This window comes from Marinobacter salsuginis (assembly GCF_009617755.1).
Taxonomy (GTDB): Bacteria; Pseudomonadota; Gammaproteobacteria; order Pseudomonadales; family Oleiphilaceae; genus Marinobacter; species Marinobacter salsuginis.
Genome location: NZ_BGZH01000003.1, coordinates 276,918 through 296,437 on the forward strand (window position 1 = coordinate 276,918; position 19,520 = coordinate 296,437).

At 56.3% G+C, this 19,520-nt stretch carries 18 protein-coding genes and 1 tRNA gene; 1 reads left to right on the forward strand and 18 read right to left on the reverse strand.

Annotated features, from left to right (window positions below):
- Window positions 1-15 precede the first annotated feature (15 nt).
- From hisS to trmJ, 10 genes are all read right to left on the reverse strand, one after another.
- The gene (hisS, locus tag GJU83_RS15355) at window positions 16-1,296 is read right to left on the reverse strand and encodes a histidine--tRNA ligase (protein ID WP_153634639.1); all 1,281 of its coding nucleotides are present in this window, start codon (window positions 1,294-1,296) and stop codon (window positions 16-18) included.
- A gap of 49 nt (window positions 1,297-1,345) precedes the next feature.
- Window positions 1,346-2,464: a flavodoxin-dependent (E)-4-hydroxy-3-methylbut-2-enyl-diphosphate synthase gene (gene ispG / locus GJU83_RS15360; protein ID WP_069184989.1), complete on the reverse strand. Its 1,119-nt coding sequence runs from the start codon at window positions 2,462-2,464 to the stop codon at window positions 1,346-1,348.
- A gap of 35 nt (window positions 2,465-2,499) precedes the next feature.
- Window positions 2,500-3,531: a RodZ domain-containing protein gene (locus GJU83_RS15365; RefSeq protein ID WP_069184988.1), complete on the reverse strand. Its 1,032-nt coding sequence runs from the start codon at window positions 3,529-3,531 to the stop codon at window positions 2,500-2,502.
- On the reverse strand, window positions 3,521-4,294 hold the full coding sequence (gene pilW, locus GJU83_RS15370) for a type IV pilus biogenesis/stability protein PilW (RefSeq protein WP_069184987.1): 774 nt from the start codon (window positions 4,292-4,294) through the stop codon (window positions 3,521-3,523). Before pilW ends, GJU83_RS15365 begins: the two co-directional genes overlap by 11 nt.
- A 74-nt stretch (window positions 4,295-4,368) precedes the next feature.
- Window positions 4,369-5,481, reverse strand: a complete 1,113-nt coding sequence (gene rlmN / locus GJU83_RS15375) for a dual-specificity RNA methyltransferase RlmN (RefSeq protein WP_069184986.1) — start codon at window positions 5,479-5,481, stop codon at window positions 4,369-4,371.
- A 63-nt stretch (window positions 5,482-5,544) separates the two neighbouring features.
- The gene (ndk, locus tag GJU83_RS15380; RefSeq protein ID WP_069184985.1) at window positions 5,545-5,973 is read right to left on the reverse strand and encodes a nucleoside-diphosphate kinase; all 429 of its coding nucleotides are present in this window, start codon (window positions 5,971-5,973) and stop codon (window positions 5,545-5,547) included.
- Between the two features lie 68 nt (window positions 5,974-6,041).
- On the reverse strand, window positions 6,042-7,190 hold the full coding sequence (locus tag GJU83_RS15385; RefSeq protein ID WP_069184984.1) for an IscS subfamily cysteine desulfurase: 1,149 nt from the start codon (window positions 7,188-7,190) through the stop codon (window positions 6,042-6,044).
- 22 nt (window positions 7,191-7,212) lie between these two features.
- Window positions 7,213-7,710, reverse strand: a complete 498-nt coding sequence (iscR, locus tag GJU83_RS15390; RefSeq protein ID WP_069184983.1) for a Fe-S cluster assembly transcriptional regulator IscR — start codon at window positions 7,708-7,710, stop codon at window positions 7,213-7,215.
- A 78-nt stretch (window positions 7,711-7,788) separates the two neighbouring features.
- Window positions 7,789-8,562, reverse strand: a complete 774-nt coding sequence (gene cysE, locus GJU83_RS15395) for a serine O-acetyltransferase (RefSeq protein WP_064228158.1) — start codon at window positions 8,560-8,562, stop codon at window positions 7,789-7,791.
- Entirely contained in the window at window positions 8,555-9,418 is an 864-nt protein-coding gene (trmJ, locus tag GJU83_RS15400) for a tRNA (cytosine(32)/uridine(32)-2'-O)-methyltransferase TrmJ (protein ID WP_069184982.1), read from the reverse strand. The genes cysE and trmJ overlap by 8 nt, the downstream gene beginning before the upstream one ends.
- Window positions 9,419-9,601: 183 nt before the next feature.
- Between trmJ and GJU83_RS15405 the strand changes: the two genes are divergently transcribed.
- Window positions 9,602-10,402 carry an inositol monophosphatase family protein gene (locus GJU83_RS15405; RefSeq protein ID WP_069184981.1) on the forward strand — a complete coding sequence of 267 codons (801 nt, stop codon included), beginning with the start codon at window positions 9,602-9,604 and terminating at the stop codon, window positions 10,400-10,402.
- An 84-nt stretch (window positions 10,403-10,486) separates the two neighbouring features.
- On the opposite strand, the gene secF is transcribed toward GJU83_RS15405, so the two are convergent.
- The 8 genes from secF to flgK all read right to left on the reverse strand — a co-directional run bounded on the left by secF (window position 10,487) and on the right by flgK (window position 19,517).
- Complete coding sequence (gene secF, locus GJU83_RS15410) at window positions 10,487-11,440, reverse strand: protein translocase subunit SecF (RefSeq protein WP_069184980.1); 954 nt, start codon at window positions 11,438-11,440, stop codon at window positions 10,487-10,489.
- On the reverse strand, window positions 11,433-13,307 hold the full coding sequence (gene secD / locus GJU83_RS15415) for a protein translocase subunit SecD (protein WP_069184979.1): 1,875 nt from the start codon (window positions 13,305-13,307) through the stop codon (window positions 11,433-11,435). The genes secF and secD overlap by 8 nt, the downstream gene beginning before the upstream one ends.
- A gap of 94 nt (window positions 13,308-13,401) precedes the next feature.
- Complete coding sequence (yajC, locus tag GJU83_RS15420; RefSeq protein WP_069184978.1) at window positions 13,402-13,764, reverse strand: preprotein translocase subunit YajC; 363 nt, start codon at window positions 13,762-13,764, stop codon at window positions 13,402-13,404.
- Between the two features lie 29 nt (window positions 13,765-13,793).
- Window positions 13,794-14,915 carry a tRNA guanosine(34) transglycosylase Tgt gene (tgt, locus tag GJU83_RS15425; protein WP_153634726.1) on the reverse strand — a complete coding sequence of 374 codons (1,122 nt, stop codon included), beginning with the start codon at window positions 14,913-14,915 and terminating at the stop codon, window positions 13,794-13,796.
- A 14-nt stretch (window positions 14,916-14,929) separates the two neighbouring features.
- Window positions 14,930-16,033 (reverse strand): tRNA preQ1(34) S-adenosylmethionine ribosyltransferase-isomerase QueA, encoded by a 1,104-nt coding sequence (gene queA / locus GJU83_RS15430; protein ID WP_136629522.1) that lies wholly within the window; start codon window positions 16,031-16,033, stop codon window positions 14,930-14,932.
- Window positions 16,034-16,066: 33 nt separating this feature from the next.
- Window positions 16,067-16,153 (reverse strand) — tRNA-Leu (locus GJU83_RS15435).
- Window positions 16,154-16,235: 82 nt separating this feature from the next.
- Entirely contained in the window at window positions 16,236-17,462 is a 1,227-nt protein-coding gene (flgL, locus tag GJU83_RS15440; RefSeq protein ID WP_153634640.1) for a flagellar hook-associated protein FlgL, read from the reverse strand.
- A gap of 18 nt (window positions 17,463-17,480) precedes the next feature.
- Entirely contained in the window at window positions 17,481-19,517 is a 2,037-nt protein-coding gene (flgK, locus tag GJU83_RS15445; protein ID WP_153634641.1) for a flagellar hook-associated protein FlgK, read from the reverse strand.
- Window positions 19,518-19,520: the final 3 nt, after the last annotated feature.

A 19,520-nucleotide genomic window follows, 5' to 3' on the forward strand; every position in this document is an offset into this window, starting at 1 on the left:
TAAATTTGGTCGGATTCAGTCTGCCATCGCCGTGGCCAGCGCAGCGGCCAACTCGTCCTGGGCAATCTCGGTCTGAGGCTCATCAGCACGCAAGGGTTTCAGTCCCGCAGTTCCATTGGCCACCTCATTCTCACCCAGAATCACTGCGTACCTGGCGCCACTACGGTCAGCCTTCTTCATCTGGCTTTTAAAACTGCCGCCCCCACAGTGAGAAACGATAACTCGCTCCGGCAAGGCTGCACGCAGTTTTTCAGCCAATATGAGCGCTGGCGCCAACGCCCCGTCTCCCATAGCCGTCACATACACATCGGCGTTGCTGTTCACGTAATCCGGGACCAGCCCAAGCGTTTCCAGCAGCAGGATAAGACGCTCCAGACCCATTGCAAAGCCTACGGCGACTGTCGGTTTGCCACCCAGCTGTTCCACCAGGCCATCGTATCGGCCACCGGCGCACACGGTACCCTGGGCACCGAGACTGTCGGTTATCCATTCGAAGACGGTCTTGCCGTAATAATCCAGGCCCCGAACCAACGCCGGGTTAACTGAATACGCCACGCCCGCAGCATCCAGCAACGATTTCAGACGCTCGAAATGCTCTCGGGATTCTTCATCAAGATAGTCGTCGAGGCTGGGCGCGTTTTCCAGGATCTTGCGGGTGGAAGGATCCTTGCTGTCCAGAATTCGCAAGGGATTAGACTCCAGGCGCCGCTGACTGTCTGCATCGAGGTCTGACTTGAACTGGCTCAGATACTCTACAAGGGCTGTCCGGTAAACCCGTCGAGATTCGGACGTTCCAATGGAATTGATTTCCAGACGGGTATGCTCGGCAAGTCCGAGCTCTTTCCAGAGTCTCGCGGTCAGGATCAGCAATTCGGCATCGATATCAGGACCAGTCATCCCGAAACATTCCACGCCGATCTGGTGGAATTGGCGATACCGCCCCTTTTGCGGACGTTCATGTCGGAACATGGGGCCCGTGTACCAGAGTCGACGGGTCTGGTTGAACAGGAGGCCGTGTTCCTCGGCCGCCCGGACACAACCGGCTGTACCCTCCGGACGCAAAGTCAGGCTGTCACCGTTGCGGTCTTCAAAGGTGTACATTTCCTTTTCGACAATGTCGGTGACTTCACCAATCGACCGCTTGAACAGGTCGGTCTGTTCCACGATCGGCATGCGGATTTCCTGGTAGCCATACTGGGACAGCACCCTGCGTACCGTGGATTCTACAAACTGCCATACGGGCGTCTGCTCCGGCAGGATATCGTTCATCCCGCGAATTGCCTGAATCTTTGCCAATGTTAACCCTTAAATCTGTCTGGATGGTTGTGCCCGGGAATGGAAACGATCAGTTGTCCGAACGGGCAATGATCGATTCTTCCTGTTCCTTGCGACGTGCCACTTCCTCGCGAATCAGGCGCTCCAGATCATCGGTCAACGTGGCATTGTCCAGCTTCTGGTTCGGTTTGCCCGCCATATAGAAAAGATTCTTGGGGCTGCCACCGGTCAGTCCGAGGTCGGCAACTTTGGCCTCACCCGGGCCGTTGACGATGCATCCGATGATGGCCACATCGAGGGAGTCATTCACATCCTCCAGCCGCGCTTCCAGGTCATTCATGGTCTGGATGACATCGAAGTTCTGGCGGGAACAGCTCGGACAGGCAATAAAATTGATGCCCCGGCTGCGCAGGCGAAGACTCTTGAGAATATCGAACCCCACCTTGATTTCCTGCACTGGATCCGCCGCCAGTGATACGCGTATGGTGTCGCCGATGCCATCCATCAGAAGCATGCCCAGCCCAATGGAGGACTTGACGGTGCCCGAGCGCAGGCCACCGGCTTCGGTAATACCCAGATGGAGCGGCTGTTCTATCTGCTGGGCGATCTTACGGTAGGCATCCACGGTCATGAACACCTCGGAGGCTTTCAGGCTGACCTTGAAGTCCTGGAAATCATGACGGTCGAGGATATCGATATGGCGCATGGCGGATTCCACCAGCGCGTCTGCCGTGGGTTCACCGTATTTACGCTGAAGAGACTTTTCCAGGGAACCGGCGTTTACACCGATCCGAATCGGAATGTTGCCGTCCCGCGCCGCGCTGATAACAGCACTGACGCGATCATCCCGGCCGATATTGCCCGGATTGATACGTAGACAGTCTACACCCAGCTCCGCCACCCTGAGCGCGATCTTGTAATCGAAATGGATGTCGGCGACCAGTGGCAGGGATACCCGCTCCCGAATCTTTCCGAACGCCTCTGCAGCGTCCATGGAAGGCACAGAAACCCGCACGATGTCCGCACCCGCTTCCTGCAATGCCGTGATCTGGCCAACCGTGGCCTCCACGTCACAGGTGTTGGTGTTGGTCATGCTTTGCACCGCGATCGGCGCGTCGCCACCCACAGGAACATTGCCCACCATGATCTGGCGGGATTTGCGTCTGGTAATCGGGGAATCCTGTTTCATGTCTTGCTGACCGATATAGAAAATTTGATCAAGTTTCAGATTGTCAGGGTAAATTCTGACCGGTTATTGACAACCCGGTAGCCGCCGATATCCACGGGCTCACCCTGGAAACGGATGGATTCGACCGCATCGACCGCACCAATAACAACCCTGAGCGGCGCTGGTCCGGCAACATCGATCTGGTCTCCGTTCCGCTGAAGCGAATTCACCAACCGGTTACCCGCAGCATCACTGACCTGAACCCAACAATCGTCGCTGAAGCGAATCTGAAGCCGGCCTGTGTCCGCCACTTCAGAAAAGCCATTTGGATTTTCAAGAACCGGATCCGGCGTCTGAACAACCGCCGGAATCTGCTCGGTCACCGGGTCGACCGGCTCCTGAACGGAGTCTTCAACGACTGCAGTGTCTGCCGTGGCCTGAGCCCCGCCAGCATCCAGTTCAACTTGTTCTGGCGACGGCTCCTGGGGCTCTGCAACCTCAGGCTCAGATTCCACTACTGCAGGCTCAGGCTCTTCAACGGTTGCTACAGCCTGAGGCTCGGAACGCTCTGGCTCAGCCGACGCTGTCAACTGCTCAGTTGCCCCCTGCTCTTCCTCCTCAGGCAACGCCTCAGACTCCGTTACCGCCTCCGAGGGTGCGGCATCCTGTTTAGGAAGCAGGAAGGTAAACGCCAGATAACCGGCAATACCCAGGACGACCAGAAAGAACAGGGCCTTGGCCAGCTGGCGTTTCCGACGTCTGCGGCGCTCAATATCAACCAGAGGATTGGCTTCCTGCTCCTGTTCGCGCTGTTGCCGGATTGGCTCCAGCTCCTGATCCAGATCGGCGATTACCGCATCCGCATCCAACCCAACCTGTCTTGCATAAGCCCTGACATACCCTTTCAGAAAGAGTTCACTGTCAATCTGGCTGTAATCTCCCGACTCTATCGCCTGGATCACCGAGGGGCGCAGATGCTGCGCTGCGGCGACATCTCCGGTGCTCAAACCGGCTTTTTCCCTTGCTTTCTGTAGCTGCTGCCCTACGGGGTCCTTCATCGCTGGCTGTGGATTTTCTTCAGTTGCCATTAGAAATCAGCACCTTATATTGTTGGTATTCGACTGACTCCGGAAATTTATTTCTGAGCTGAAGTGCAAGGCTCGCTTCCTGGTCTTCATCACTGTAATAGCGGGCAATACGAATGCCGGTAAGAAGACTCTCCGGTGAATGAACCAGACGCTGATTTCTCTGCATCATTGAAATCAGGCGCGAATAGTAACGGGCCGCATCGTCGTAGTCACCGGTCTCAACAGACACCCGTGAAAGCGCCAGCAGGGAGCGGGCATCACCCCGCGTCAGCTCAACCGCCCGGCGATAAGATGTGGCGGCAGCCTCCAGTTCTCCGAGCCGCTCCTGAGTCATGCCAAGGTTAAAGAACACCGACCCCCGGTCCTGGTAACCAGTATCCCTTGATGCAGCGCGGAACTGGTCGCGCGCATCTTCCATCCGGTTCTGGCCGAACAGGAAGGCACCGTAGTAGACTCGCGCCCTGGTATAGCCCGGATCCTCGGAAATAGCCTGTTTGAAATTGCGCTCCGCAAGCTCGGGTTCACTCTCGGCGTTGTAAACAAGACCCATCGCGGCCCTGGCTCCAGGGTCATCTGAATCGAGCTTCAACGCCCTGTCGAGGTGATGACGCGCACGCTCGAGGTTGCCCTGTCCTATATAGGCTGTAGCCAGTTTGACATAGTTATCCAGTGCTTCCTGCTTATCCGCTTCCCGTGAAAACCGACTGTCGGTGGTGGTAACGCAACCTGTAACCAGCACAGTCAGCAGCACGGCCACTAACATGGAAAAGCGTCGGTTTGCTGGTGTCGTTATCACGGGTGTCCCCTTCCTCGATTGGGCTGCAAGACGTTCCTGGTTCAGGGATTTACCTGCTGAACCTGAATATACCTCTGGCTCCGACGGGTCCTGTCTTCGACGCGCCCTACCAGCTGACCACACGCGGCATCAATGTCGTCTCCCCGGGTGGTTCGGATGGTCGTGATGTAACCGGCCTCGTTCAGAGCCGTCTGGAAGCGACGGGTCGCATTCATGCTTGGCCGCCGGAAATCGCTTTCCGGGAACGGATTAAAGGGAATCAGGTTGATCTTGCACGGCAGATCCCTCAGAAGCACTGCCAGCTCGCGGGCATGCTCTGGCTGATCGTTCATCCCCTCGATCACGGTGTATTCGATCGTTGCCTTGCGCTTGTCCGGCAACCGGGCGAAGTAGCGCTTGGTCGCAGCCAGCAGTTCTGCTATCGGGTACTTTTTATTCAACGGAACCAGTTTGTTACGAAGTTCATCATTCGGCGCATGCAGGGAAATGGCCAGTGAAACATCGGTAACTTCCGACAGGCGGTCCAGAGCCGGCACAACACCGGATGTGCTGAGAGTAACTCGACGCTTGGAGATCCCGTAGGCCAGATCTTCCATCATGAGGTTCATGGCATCGACGACGTTGTCGAAATTGAGGAGGGGCTCGCCCATGCCCATCATGACCACGTTGGTTATCGGTCGATCCGGACCCGGCTCGAAAGGCATAAAGGCCTTGCGCGCGACCCATACCTGGCCGATAACTTCCGCCGCGGTAAGATTACGGTTGAATCCACGCTTGCCCGTGGAGCAGAAGGTGCAGTCCAGACTGCAACCAATCTGTGAGGAAACGCAAAGCGTGCCTCGCTCCCCGTCTGGTATCAGCACGGTCTCGACACTGTTGCCGTTGTCCATGCGCATCACCCATTTGCGGGTGCCGTCTTTGGACGTTTCGTCGTAAACCACCTCAGGACCACGGATCTCGGCAACCTGCTTCAGCTTCTCCCGCAGCGCCTTGCTCATATTGGTCATTTGATCGAAGTCATCAGCGCCACGCTGATGTATCCACTGCAACACCTGTGTGGCACGAAAACGCTTCTCTCCCAGGGATTCGAAGAAAGCTTCGAGCTTGGCTTTCGGCATCCCCAGAAGATTGGTTTTTTCAGCGGCCGCTGTCATTTCATAACCTCGATCAGATAACCAATTCGGAGGCGACCATCCGGTCGCCTCCGATCAACGCGATCAGCCCCGCGGGCAGATCTCGTTGTCATTGAAGAAATAGGCGATTTCGCGCTCTGCTGAAGCTGCGGAATCAGAGCCGTGAACGGCGTTCGCGTCGATGGAAGAGGCGAAATCGGCACGGATGGTGCCAGCATCGGCTTCCTTCGGGTTGGTCGCGCCCATCAGATCACGGTTCTTGAGGATGGCGCCCTCGCCTTCCAGAACCTGGACAACCACCGGACCGGAGGTCATGAAAGCAACCAGATCGTTAAAGAACGGACGCTCTTTGTGCTCTGCGTAGAAGCCTTCCGCCTGCTCCTGGGTGAGGTGCATCATCTTGGCAGCAACAATGTTCAGTCCCGCTTTCTCAAAGCGGCTGTAGATTTCGCCGATCACGTTTTTTGCTACCGCGTCGGGCTTGATAATCGAGAGCGTGCGCTCAGTTGCCATGGTCTTTCTCCAGTTTGTGGATGGTAAAAATTCTGGCCTGCGATTATACGCAGTCCGGGGCAAACTTCCTACCGCACTGCGCGGAGGCGGCTAACAACATCAACTATTTGCGAACTGGCAAAGGCCACGTCCTCTTCGGTGGTGAAACGGCCGAAGGAAAAACGCAGCGCCCGATGGGCCTGCTCATCACTCAGCCCAATACCACGCAAAACATAAGAAGGTTCTACTGTGGCCGAAGCGCAGGCCGAACCGGAGGAGACCGCCAGATCCCGAAGGCCCAGCATCAGGGACTCGGCATCAACGCCGTCAAAGGACAGATTCACTATACCGGGCACGCGATTGCTTTCACTGCCGTTAAGACTGACACCGTCGAGAGACTGAAGCCCCGCCAGAAAAGACTTCCGGAGCGCCTCCAGTTTAACGATTTCTTCCTCAAGCCCGGATTGAGCCAGTGAAAACGCTTTTCCCATTCCCACGATCTGGTGGGTCGGCAAGGTTCCTGAGCGCATTCCCCGTTCATGGCCACCGCCATGGATCTGGGCTTCAATTTGCACGTCCGGGGACCGCCTCACGTAGAGAGCGCCCACCCCTTTCGGCCCATACACCTTGTGCCCGGAGAGCGCTAACAGATCTACCGGCATGGAACCAACATCAATGGCCATCTTGCCGCCGGCCTGGGCGGCGTCCACATGGAAAAGAACGCCACGCTGACGCAATTCGGCACCAATAGCGGCAATATCGTTGATCGTTCCCAGCTCGTTGTTCACCAGCATCAGGCTGACAAGCACGGTATTTTCCTGCAACGCATCCAACACCTGCTCACAACTGATGGTCCCGTCGGCTGCGGGATCCAGCCAGGTAACATCGGTCCCCTGGTGCTCCAGCCACTTGCAGGTATCGACGACGGCCTTGTGCTCAATCTTCGAGGTAATGATATGAACACCCTGCCGGCCTGCCACAGCGCCCTTGATCGCCAGGTTATCCGATTCCGTGGCGCCTGACGTCCAGACGATTTCCCGGGGGTCGGCGTGAATCAGCCCGGCAACCTGCTTGCGTGCAGCTTCCACAGCAGCTTCCGCTTGCCAACCGTAGGCGTGCGTCCGGGATGCAGGATTACCGAAAACGCCATCCAGCGTGAGGTACTTCATCATTTCATCGGCGACAGCAGGATCAACGGGCGTGGTGGCCGCGTAATCCATATAAACGGGCTTTTTCATGGGATCCGGAAACTTGTTGGTGTCAGGCCGGCGCCTGATCAGACAGGCGTTCGGTGTTGATGGTTTCTGAGCCGTTGTCAGACTGACGGCGGTTCTGCCGGTCCGCAACCTGGCGAATTTCGTGTTTTCTCATCAGATCTCCGAGACTTATCTCGCTCAGGAACTGATGAATCTGATCGCTGAGATCAGACCAGAGATGGTGGGTCAGGCATTTCTCGCCATTCTGGCAATCACCTTTATTGCCACACCGTGTTGTATCCAGCGACTCGCTGACGGCGTCGACAACTTCGGCAATATAAAGCTCAGCCGCCGGACGACTGAGTTTATAACCTCCTCCGGGGCCGCGAATACTGACAACCAGTTTCTGGCGGCGGAGACGGGAGAAAAGCTGTTCCAGGTAGGACAGTGAGATTTCCTGACGGGCCGAAATATCAGCGAGACTCACCGGCCCCTGATCTCCATGCAGAGCCAGATCAAGCATTGCCGTGACGGCATAGCGGCCTTTGGTGGTCAACTTCATAGTGTCAGCCCCGTGACGGGATTGAATCTCAAAAACGCAGCTGAGAGTATGAATTGACCAACCATTTCAGTCAAGTATTCAGCGGCGCACCTCATCGTCATCACGGACGCAATCAAAGTCCTCTTCCTGTAACGGCGGCAGCTCGCCATTCTGGTATTCACTGTTCACCTTACGCAATGCCTTGCACATGTTCTCGATGCGATCATCCACCGCATGCATGTGATCAAGCAGCGAGCGCATGGCCCGGGCAACCGGGTCTGGCATTTCCTCAGTCACACCATAGGCGTCGAAGCCCATGCGCTCTTCCATCTCCTTGCGGCGCGCATCATCCTCGCCTTTACGCTTGACGATGACTCGGCCCGGAATACCTACCACCGTTGCTCCTGCGGGCACTTCCTTCGTAACCACGGAATTCGACCCGATCTTGGCACCCTCGCCCACTTCAAAGGGCCCCAGAATCTTTGCGCCGGCACCAACCACGACGCTGTTGCCAATCGTGGGGTGGCGCTTGCCTTTGTTCCAGCTGGTTCCGCCAAGGGTAACGCCTTGATAAAGGGTAACGTCATCGCCTATAACCGTGGTCTCGCCAATGACCACGCCCATGCCATGGTCAATGAAAAACCGGCGCCCGATGGTCGCGCCCGGATGGATCTCGATGCCGGTCAGCCACCGGGCAATGGTGGAGATGGTCCGAGCAAGCCATTTCAGACCGAGGCTCCACAACCAATGGGAAAACCGATGAAAAAGCAGTGCGTGCAAGCCCGGATAGTTGGTCAGGACCTCAAAGGTGTTCCTCGCGGCGGGATCCCGATGGAACACGCTGTTAATGTCTTCCCGCAAACGCTCAAACATGGCCATTATCCTGTTCCGTCGCCGCAGTGCCGGCCTCGGTTGATTTGCTGCTATTCTGTGTACCTGCCGCCTTCTGAACAGCAGTGAGAATACCCCTGAGAATGTTGATTTCCATCTGATCCAGTCTGGCCCGCTGGAACAGACGCCGCAAGCGCGTCATCAGTTGCCTGGGGTTCTCCCGTCGATGAAAATCCACATCAATCAGCACCTGCTCGAGGTGCCCGAAAAAGCCCTCGACATCGTGAACTTTGGCCGGCGGCACGTCCCAGCCTTCGTCCCCGGGTCTGGTCATCGACTTTAGGTATGGGCTCCCCTCACCGCCTTCAAGGCTGCGCAGATAATACATTCGCAATTCATAGCACATCACCTGAACAGCCATGGCCAGATTCAGGGAACTGTAATCCGGGTTAGACGGGATATGAATGTGGTAGTGGCAACGCTGCAGCTCGTCGTTGCTCAGACCATGATTCTCTCTTCCGAATACCAGGGCCACCGGGCCATTTTCTGCGTGGCCTGCCGCGGCCGCTGCGGCCTCAGGTGGCGCACAAACCGGCCATGGCACCTTTCTTCCCCGGGCACTTGTCCCCATCACCAGCACGCAGTCGGAAAGCGCCTCGTCCAGCGAAGACACCACATGAGCGTTATCAAGCACATCAGACGCTCCCGCCGCGCGAGCGTAGGACGCCTCATCCGGAAAAGAAGCCGGGTTAACCAGCCACAGATTGCCCAACCCCATATTTTTCATGGCTCGGGCAACAGCGCCGATGTTGCCGGAATGAGATGTCTCTACCAGAACAATCCGGATCTGATCCTGAAATGTTTCTGTCCCTTCCTGTGGAAGTGCGCTTTTGTGCATTGCTAGCAGGCCCAAGGTTGTTGATCAGGGCGGCAATGATAGCAGAAAGCACCGCCTCACTGCCCCTCCGGACAACCCGTAACCTCTGATTATCCGTGCTATTGCTGAGTCAAAAAACATACAAGCGGGGTGATCTTTTGCTATGATACCCGGCCTTCACACACCCGGATAATGAACACTCAGATGCAACCAGCTATTAAAATGGCCCTGCGCGTCGCGCGTCAGGGGTCCGATTATCTGAAAGCCCATTTCGAGCGCCAGGAACCCACCGGTAAGGACGACTCAGAACGCCGTCGGCAGCTGGAGCGGGTTGAGCAGTCTATTTACGATAACTTTGCCGAACAACTCGAAAAGGCCTACAAGGACCACAGCATCGCGCCATTGAACGAAGCGAATGCCGGAACCAGCGAGAAAAGCTGGCATATTTTCCCGGTCCTGGGGCGTGAGAATTTCCTGAGGGGCATTCCGGAGTTTGCTCTGGCATTGTCCCAGAAGAAGAATAACCGTACCGAAAACCTGCTGCTGGTGAACCCCGTTACCGGCGAGGAATATTCCGCCAGCCGTGGCCACGGCGCCGCATTGAATAGCCGCCGGGTACGTGCTTCGGAAATCAAACTGCCAGAAAATGCCGCGATTGCAACCAACCTGCTGGACCAGGCCCGTAAGAGCGAAGATCCAATGCTCTGGGGCGAAATGGCCGCGGTACTGGCACGGGATTCTGGCATGTTCCGCACGTCAGGCTGTGTGGTCCTGGATATTGCCCGAGTTTCAGCGGGCCTGATGGATGCGGCGATCATTTTCCGCCCCGAGGCGACCGATCTGGATCTGGGCGTCACACTCGCCATGGAATCCGGCGCACTGACCGGCGATTTCTCCGGCAACCCGTCTACCGGCAATGCCCGCCAGCTGGTAGTGGCAAATCCGAAACTGTTCCGGGAAGTTCTGAAAGTACTGCACCCGTTCCGGGGCCGGCTGCCCCGCTAAAGCGCCAGGCTTTTCCGGACACAAAAAAACCGCCAACATCATGTGGCGGTTTTTTTATGCCCGAAACGACAGGACCAGATCGAATTACATCCTGTTCAGCCATTCCGGCGGCTGCTCTTCCTCGCCCTCGTTTTCGGCGCCTTCTTTCTGCGGCACGATCAGATCGTCACGGGACACGCCCATAACCATCAGGAGGTTGGCAGACACGTAGATGGAAGAATAGGTACCAACAACCACACCGATAATCAGTGCCAGGGCAAAGTTGTTGATCGCCTCACCACCCAGAAAATACAGGGCGAACAGCACCACAAGAGTTGTGCCGGAGGTATTGATTGTCCGGGCGATGGTCTGATGAATCGATTCGTTGATAATGTCCCAGGGCTCACCAACGCGCATCTTGCGGAAATTTTCCCGGATACGGTCAGCTACAACGATGGTGTCGTTCAGCGAGTAGCCGATTACAGCAAGCAGGGCCGCCAGCACCGTGAGATCAAAGGTCCACTGGAACAGGGCAAAGACACCCAGAACGATAATTACATCGTGAGCCAGGGGCACCACCGAGGCAATACCGAACTTGAACTGGAAGCGCATTCCCACATAGATGAGCACGACCGCCAGGGCAATCAGCAGGCCAAGGCCGCTATCTTCCTTGAGCTCCTCGCCAACCTGGGAGCCCACAAACTCGGAACTGACGAGCTCCAACTCCACGCCACCCTCTTTCAGGGTTCGGGTTACCTCGGGGGCCAGTTGATCGTTGTCAGCCTCGGCCATACGCACCAGCACTGTGGTGTCGGCTCCAAAGTTCTGGACAGAGAACTGCTCATAGCCGGCGGCATCGAGCCTGGACCGGATTTCATCGAGCTGCGGCGCCTCTGCATATTCAAATTCAACGGACGTGCCGCCGGTAAAGTCCATCCCCAGGTTCAGACCACGAACGGCCAGGAGGGCAATGGACACAACGATCAGCGAGATAGAGATTACGGAAGCAATTTTCCGCAAGCCCATGAAATCAAACGGTTGCTTTTGATCTTCAGACATTGGCGAGCTTTCCTCCGATCGACAGCTTCTCGACCCTGCGGCCGCCGTAAATAAGGTTCACGATGCTGCGGCTGACCATCAGGCCAGAGAACATCGACGTGAGGATCCCGATGCACAGGGTAACCGCAAAGCCTTTCACCGGGCCGGAACCCATGGCAAACAGAATGACGGCAACCAGCAAGGTGGTGATGTTGGCATCGAAAATGGAAACGAAGGCTCGGGAATAACCGGAATTGATCGCCGTCTGGGGAGGCACACCGGATTTGAGCTCTTCCTTTATACGCTCAAAGATAAGCACGTTGGCATCTACCGCCATACCCACGGTCAGAACGATACCGGCGATACCCGGCAAGGTCAGCGTTGCCGACAGAATCGACATGCACGCCACCAGAAGCATCAGGTTCAGGGTTAGCGCAATGTTCGCGACAACACCGAACCCACGGTAATAGACAAGCATGTACAGCAGCACCAGACCGAAGCCCAGCGCCACCGACATCATGCCGGCATCAATATTCTTCTGACCAAGGCTGGGGCCGATTGTCCTTTCCTGAACAAAGTACATTGGCGCCGCCAGCGCACCAGCCCTCAGCAGCAACGCGAGTTCTGCCGCCTCCGGGATGGAATCAAGACCGGTAATACGGAAGCTGCTTCCCAACGCGGACTGCACAGTAGCCAGGCTGATAATGCCCTTCTCTACTACGCGGTTTTCAACTTCCTGAGGCTCACCGTCAACCATTCTGGTTTCGGTTTCCGTACGGTATTCGATGAACAACACGGCCATCCGGCGGCCAATCGCATTGCGGGTGGCGCGATTCATCAGATCACCACCAACGGAATCCATGGTGATGTTAACCTGGGGCTGACCGTTCTCATCAAAGGCCTGCTGGGCATTGGCCACATTATTACCGGTGGCAATGACTTCCTGCTCAAGGCGGGCGGTGCGCTGTGGTTGATCGCGGAAACCGAACTCTTCGGTTTCGCTGCTCGGCGCGTCCTGTCGGGCCTCCATGCGGAACTCGAGGTTTGCGGTGGCGCCAAGTACACGCTTGGCCTGCGCGGTATCCTGCACACCGGGGAGCTCAACGATAATGCGGTCGGCGCCCTGCTGTTGAACCAGGGGCTCGGCTACGCCCAGCTCATTCACCCGATTACGGATGGTGGTAAGGTTCTGCTCCAGGGCGTAGTCCTGGATCGCCGTTACTTCCGCCTCAGACAGGGTCAACACCAGGAGGAACTCATCACCCTGGGTCTGCTCATCCAGAAGGAATTCGTTGTACTGGTCACGCACCATATTGAAGGCTTCGGTGCGGGATTCTTCGTCGCGGAAGCTGAGAACAATCTGACGACTGTCTTCCACATCCCCGCCACGATAACGGATCCGCTCTTCACGCAGCTCTCGCTTGATCTGGCCGGACATGGCTTCGAGTCGCTGGCTTACCGCGGTCTCCATATCGACTTCCAGGAGGAAGTGAACGCCGCCGCGAAGATCCAGGCCCAGCTTCATGGGGCCAGCACCCAGGCTTTTCAGCCATCCCGGCGTGGAAGCCGCCATGTTCAGCGCAACCAGGTATTCGTTGCCAAGCGTAGCCTGCACCAGTGGGCGAGCCTGCAATTGGTCTTCAGAGTTGGTGAGACGGATCAGAGCATCCCGATCCTGAAGAGTACTGCTTTTCACCTCGATACCCTGGCTTTCCAGCACATCGACAGCCCTCTCGAGCACACCGGCATTCACCTCTGTGCTGCTGCGGGCGCCTGTGATCTGGATGGCGTAATCGTCGGGGAAGAGGTTGGGCAAAGCGTAGATAAACCCGATCACGAGCGCGACCAGGATAACCAGGTTTTTCCAAAGCGGATACTTGTTCAGCATGGGATCCCTTGTAGCCGGCCTGATGGCCGGCCTTGGTGTTTCAGCCAGGAAGATTCAGACCGGCCACCAGGGATGGCCGGCTAAATGGCCCCGCTCAGATGTCCTTGAGCGTGCCCTTGGGCAGAGCCGCGGCCACGGCTACTTTCTGGACCTTGATCTCGACATTATCGGCAACTTCCACAACGATAAAATCGTCAGTTACCTTGGTAATCTTGCCGGCAACACCACCGGAGGTCACAACCTCGTCGCCCTTGTTCAGGCCAGACATCAGCGCCTTATGCTCTTTCGCTCGCTTGGACTGCGGGCGCCAGATCAGGAAATAGAAAATCAGAATGAAGCCAGCAAAAAAGATGACCTGGCCCATAACACCCATACCCTGTGCAGCCGGGTCCTGTGCCATGGCAAAAGCAGGCATCAGAGCCAAAAGGCCGGCAACGAGCATTTTAATAGATTTCATTGAATATCTCCGTTGGTTTAGCGAATAGATCAAACATTGCCCAGAGGCGGAACGGTCTCTCCGCGCAGGGCATAGAAGTCGGTTACAAAGTCCGACAATGTACCTGCTTCAATGGCCCCACGCAATCCAGCCATCAGGTTCTGGTAAAACCGAAGGTTATGTATTGTATTCAGCTGCGAACCCAGCATTTCTCCACATTTATCGAGATGATGCAGATAACTTCTCGAAAAATTCTTGCAGGTGTAACAGTCACAGCGTTCATCCAGAGGGGCAGTGTCGTGACGATGCCGCGCGTTGCGGATTTTTACAATCCCGGTGGAAGTGAACAGGTAGCCGTTTCGGGCATTGCGGGTCGGCATCACGCAGTCGAACATGTCGACGCCACGCCGAACGGCCTCCACGATATCCTCCGGCCGGCCTACGCCCATCAGGTACCGTGGTTTGTCCTCCGGCATTTTCGGTGGCAAGTGATCCAGAATCCGGATCATGTCTTCCTTTGGCTCGCCAACCGAAAGGCCACCGATGGCATAGCCATCGAAGCCAATGTCTGTAAGACCCTCCAGGGAGCGGTCCCGCAGGCTCTCGTACATACCACCCTGAACAATGCCGAACAATGCAGCAGGATTCCCCTCATGGGCATCCTTGCTGCGTTGTGCCCAGCGCAGTGACAGCTCCATGGAGTCTTTTGCCTGGCGTTCGGTGGCTGGGTAAGGCGTGCATTCGTCAAAAATCATGACGATGTCAGAACCAAGGTCCCGCTGGACCTGTGTGGCAATTTCCGGAGACAGCTCCACCGGAGAGCCATCGACCGGTGAACGGAAGGTAACCCCTTCCTCGGTAATCTTTCGCATCTCGCCCAGGCTGAATACCTGAAAGCCGCCGGAGTCGGTCAGGATCGGCCCCTGCCATTGGGTGAAATCATGAAGATCACCATGGGCCTTGACCACTTCGGTGCCTGGCCGGAGCATCAGGTGAAAGGTATTACCGAGGATAATTTCTGCGCCGATCTCATGAATATCGCGGGGCAACATGCCCTTCACAGTGCCGTATGTTCCAACCGGCATGAAGGCGGGCGTTTCAACCGTGCCCCGGGGGAACGTCAGCCGGCCACGACGGGCACGCCCATCCTCGCCCAGTTTTTCGAACGACATAAAACAGGTTTGCGTCACAAGGCCTCCCCGGCATTATCAGTACCGGATTCATTGGATTCCACGGCCGCCCCCAGCAACATGCCACGGCTGGGTTCCTGTCCGGCAATGAACATGGCATCGCCGTAACTGAAAAAGCGGTAGCGTTCCTTCACCGCTTCCCGGTAGGCCGCCATCACATTGTCATAGCCGGCGAAGGCGCTGACCAGCATGATCAGGGTGGATTCCGGCAAATGGAAATTGGTTATCAGGGCATCAACGGTCTGGAACCGATAGCCCGGATAAATAAAGATATCAGTCTCACCAGTGAACGCCCTCAAGCGTCCGCCACGACTTGCAGACTCAAGTGAGCGAACCGACGTGGTGCCCACAGCCACCACACGCCCTCCCCTCGCGCGGGTTCGCTCTACGGCGTCGACGGCATCCTGGGGAACATTGACCACCTCGCTGTGCATGGTGTGATCTTCGATTCTGTCCACACGAACCGGCTGGAAGGTGCCGGCCCCGACGTGCAGCGTCACGAAAGTACTTTCGATCCCGCAGGCGGCCAACTTCTCAAGCAGGCTCTCATCGAAGTGAAGCCCTGCCGTCGGCGCTGCGACGGCGCCAGCCTCCCGGGCGTAAACGGTCTGATAGCGTTCCCGGTCGGTGGCTTCGTCCGGCCGGTCAACGTAGGGCGGCAGTGGCATATGCCCAATGCGCTCCAACACGTCCAATACCGGTTCCTCGCTTTCACACACCAGGTGAAACAGTGCTTCATCGCGGCCTGACATACGCAGACAGGTGCCATCTTCAAGGAGAACCTTTTGCCCTTCCTTCAAAGCCTTGGAGGCACGCACATGGGCGATAATTTCATGTTCGCCGGTCACCCGCTCGACAAGCACCTCGACCTGTCCACCCGTTTCCTTTTTGCCGAAAAGGCGCGCAGGAATCACCCGAGTGTTGTTAAACACCAGCAGGTCACCGGGCTGAAGCAGATCAGGAAGTTCACTGAAAACGCGATGATCAAGCTTGCCGGAAAGACCATCCAGACAAAGCAACCTTGATGCGCTTCGATCTTTGAGCGGATAGCGGGCGATCAATTCGTCCGGCAGGTCAAAATGAAAATCGGAGACATTCATGGAAGACTGTTAACGACGCCGAAGGAAAGAAGATGGTAGCGGCGGGCGGACTCGAACCGCCACGGGTTTTACCCCAACGGATTTTGAATCCGTCGTGTCTACCAATTTCACCACGCCGCCATCGGAGAGTGTTGGGGATTATACTGAGCTAAATCGCGAAAGCAATAAGCCAGCGGACAGATCTGCCCGCGGCTTCAATTATTTACAGTCGGTCGAACAGCGACAACTGGGAAACCTGAGCAAATGACTGCTGGGCTGCCTGCAGCACGAAGCTCTGGAAGCTCAGATTACTGATCGCTTCGGCATAATCCAGGTCCTGCAGCTGCGACCTTATTGCATTGGTGTAAACAGACGAATCCTCAAGGAAGGTCTTGGTGGATTCAACTGCGTTCATCCGACCACCCAACTCCGTCTGCTTCAGCAGAATGCTCTCCTGAGCGTTGTCCAGATTGATCAGCGAATTGGCAATCAGGTCATCATACTCGGCCTGCCCCCCGGGACTGCTCTTGTCGATGCTGTTAAGACCGGCAATCAGGTTTTCGATGGTGCCGAACACCGACTGCTTTTCGTTTATCTTGAGCGTGTAACTATCGACAGAAGGAGCCGTTGGCAAAGGACCGGTAATTGTCGCTTCTACGCCAGCAACTTCAAACGGCTCTCCACTGACATAGACGTTAGGTGTCACTGGCAAAGAGGGATTACTGCTACTTGATGCAGTTATTGCTCCGTTATCATCTATCTGGATCGTTATGTCATCCGGGAAAGTTCCGGGAAAAGCGGCCTTTAGATCCGCTTCATTGACCAACGAAACACCTGAAATGGACGAACCGGATGTAACCGATGTATTTTCCCCAGTTACAGCAGCCGGCACTCTCACAAAGATATCTTTGCCATTGTCGCTTATGGGAACCGTAACGCCATCATCAATCTCCAGGACCCTCTGCCCCTCATCGCCCTGATAGGTCCAGCTACCAAATTCATTTTGCTCAAAGGCCTTTACCGAGCCCTGGAATCCGCTAAAGATGAACTCACCGGAGGCGTCCCGGGTGTTGGCAATATTCGCCAACTGCCCGAGGCGTTCCTCCAGCTCCGAGGAAATCGACCGCCGGTCGTTAGCCGATAATGATCCATTGCCAGCCTGAACGGTCAATTCCCGGATCCGCTGAATCACATCGATCGAGCTTTCCAATGCACTTTCTTCCTGATTCAGCCGGTTTTCTGCCAGATCAACATTGCGCTGATAGGTTTCAACCCGGGAAAGCTCCTGATCCAGCTTCAGAATTCGCGCTGCGGCTACCGGATCGTCGGAAGGCTTGTTCACCCTCTGGCCAGTCGAAATCTGCTGCTGGGTGTTGTTCAGACTGGTATTGAGTTCCTGAAGCCGGTTAATACCGCCCGAGAAAATCTGCTGTGATGAAATTCTGATCATGTCACATCACCTCAACCGTTACCGGAAACTCTGCAACAGGGTATTGAACAGGTCCTGGGCCACCGACATTACCTGGGCCGAGGCATTGTATGCAGCCTGATACTGGATCAGGCGGCCGGCTTCCTCATCAAGGTTGACTCCCGAGACAGACTCCCGCTGGTTGGTGGACTGCTCAAGAAGCGTCCTGCCTGCGTCCACGTCGAGCTGGCTCTGGCGGGTTTTGACGCCAATATCCTCAACCAGGCCGGCGTATCCTTCGGCAAAACTCTGGCTGCCACCATTGAGTGTGTTTGCCGTGCCAAGGGCAGCGAGAAGCTCAGCGTTGCGATTATCCGAAACACCGTTCGAGTTGTACTCAATCGTGAAGGTATCGCCAACCGCGGGTTCACCCGTCATACGGAACTGGAACCCCTGATACAGCGCCCCGGCGACCGCAGGATCCTCCTCGAACAGAGTATTGATCTGCTGTGGATCGTAACTTCCGCTGGCGACAACCTGGCCTGAAGGCAGCGGTTCAGTTACTTCGTATAGCAAGCCTGTCGGTCCGCCTGCCGAGAACGAGACAGTGAGAGGGCCATTTGCCAATTCACCGGCGTTCTGAAAACCGGGCAAGAGCGAATTGGTGAACGGGTTTCTGACATCCAGCATCTTTCCCTGATCAATCTTGCCCGTGCCGATATTATCGTCGCTGGAGGTAGCGCGAATCGGGCTGGCAAAGGCCAGATCCTCTTCACGACTGACAACCAGGCCGATGCTCTCAGCAGCATTGCGACTGGGTTGAATGAGGAATTTGTCGCCAGCGTTGAACGTGCCACCTTCAACACGGATGTTGAACCCGGGCATACTGATCTCGGACTGGACAGGATCCGGCAGCCGGCCCTGATTGACCGTCTTACCGCTCGCCTGATCGATCAGTTCGAAATTCCGGCCATCGCCGCTGAACTGCAACGTCCATCGCCCGGCAGGCAGAGCGGCGCTGTCGGTTATCTCTACAGCTAACTGCCCGGAGCTTGCCAGAGCGTTATTGCCATTCGCCACAACCCGGCTGCGTTGCGCTTCGAGGGAGTTGATATCCGTAAAAAACCGGCCACCAAGATCACCCTCCAGATCCATGCCGATTTCATGCTGCTGATTCATTGTGTCAGACAGCGCAATGGCGATCCGGCCCAACTCATCAAAAGCCGGCTTCAATCCCTCAGTATCGAAACGCAGAAGACCACCGAGTTTGCCACCGTTGATCTGCTCATCGATGTTGAGCGTCCGGCCGCCATTACTCAGAGTAAACTCAAGGCGAGTCGGATCTTCAGCGTTCTCCCGGGTACCAAGAGTCGCCGCATTGCTGCCAACCACGAGCGACAGCCCATTAGACAAAGACACGTTGACCTGGCTGCCATCCGCCGGACTGACCTTTATATTCACAAGTTCGGACAGCTGGCGGAGTTTCTCATCACGCTTGTCCAGCAGTTCATTCGGCATTTGTCCCTGGGCAATCCCGGGTGATTCAGAAATCGCCAGATTCAGTTCGGCAATGCTCTTCAGAAGGGTGTTGGCATCCTTTATACCCTGCTGCATCTGGGTCTTGATGGACTCCCGCTGCTGAATAAACTCCTGGTTGAGCGCCTGGAACCGGTTTACAACCTGTTGTGCCTCACTCAGAACCAGCTGGCGCTGTGGTAAAGAGGTGGGATCCTCTGCAGCGTTTTGAAGACTGGCAAAGAAATTGTTCAACGCAGTACTGAGCCCGGTGGTCTCGCCACCCAGCAAATTATCAAGCCTGGACAGCTCGGAATTCAGGGCCTCCTGCTCTCCAAAAAGCGTGCTGTCTTCCCGGACCTGTTGCACCAGGTATTCATTGGCCAGGCGCCGAATGTCGGCAATGTTGACACCGCTGCCAATCGTGCCCGCGCCGGTCCGCTGGCCTTCCTGAGTCTCGAACAGTACTTCCTGACGGCTATAACCCGGTGTGTTGGCGTTGGTTATGTTATTGCCCGTGGTGTTCAGCGCAGCCTGATGACTGAGGATGCCGGTCAGACCAATACCTATCAGCCCTGCCATAAG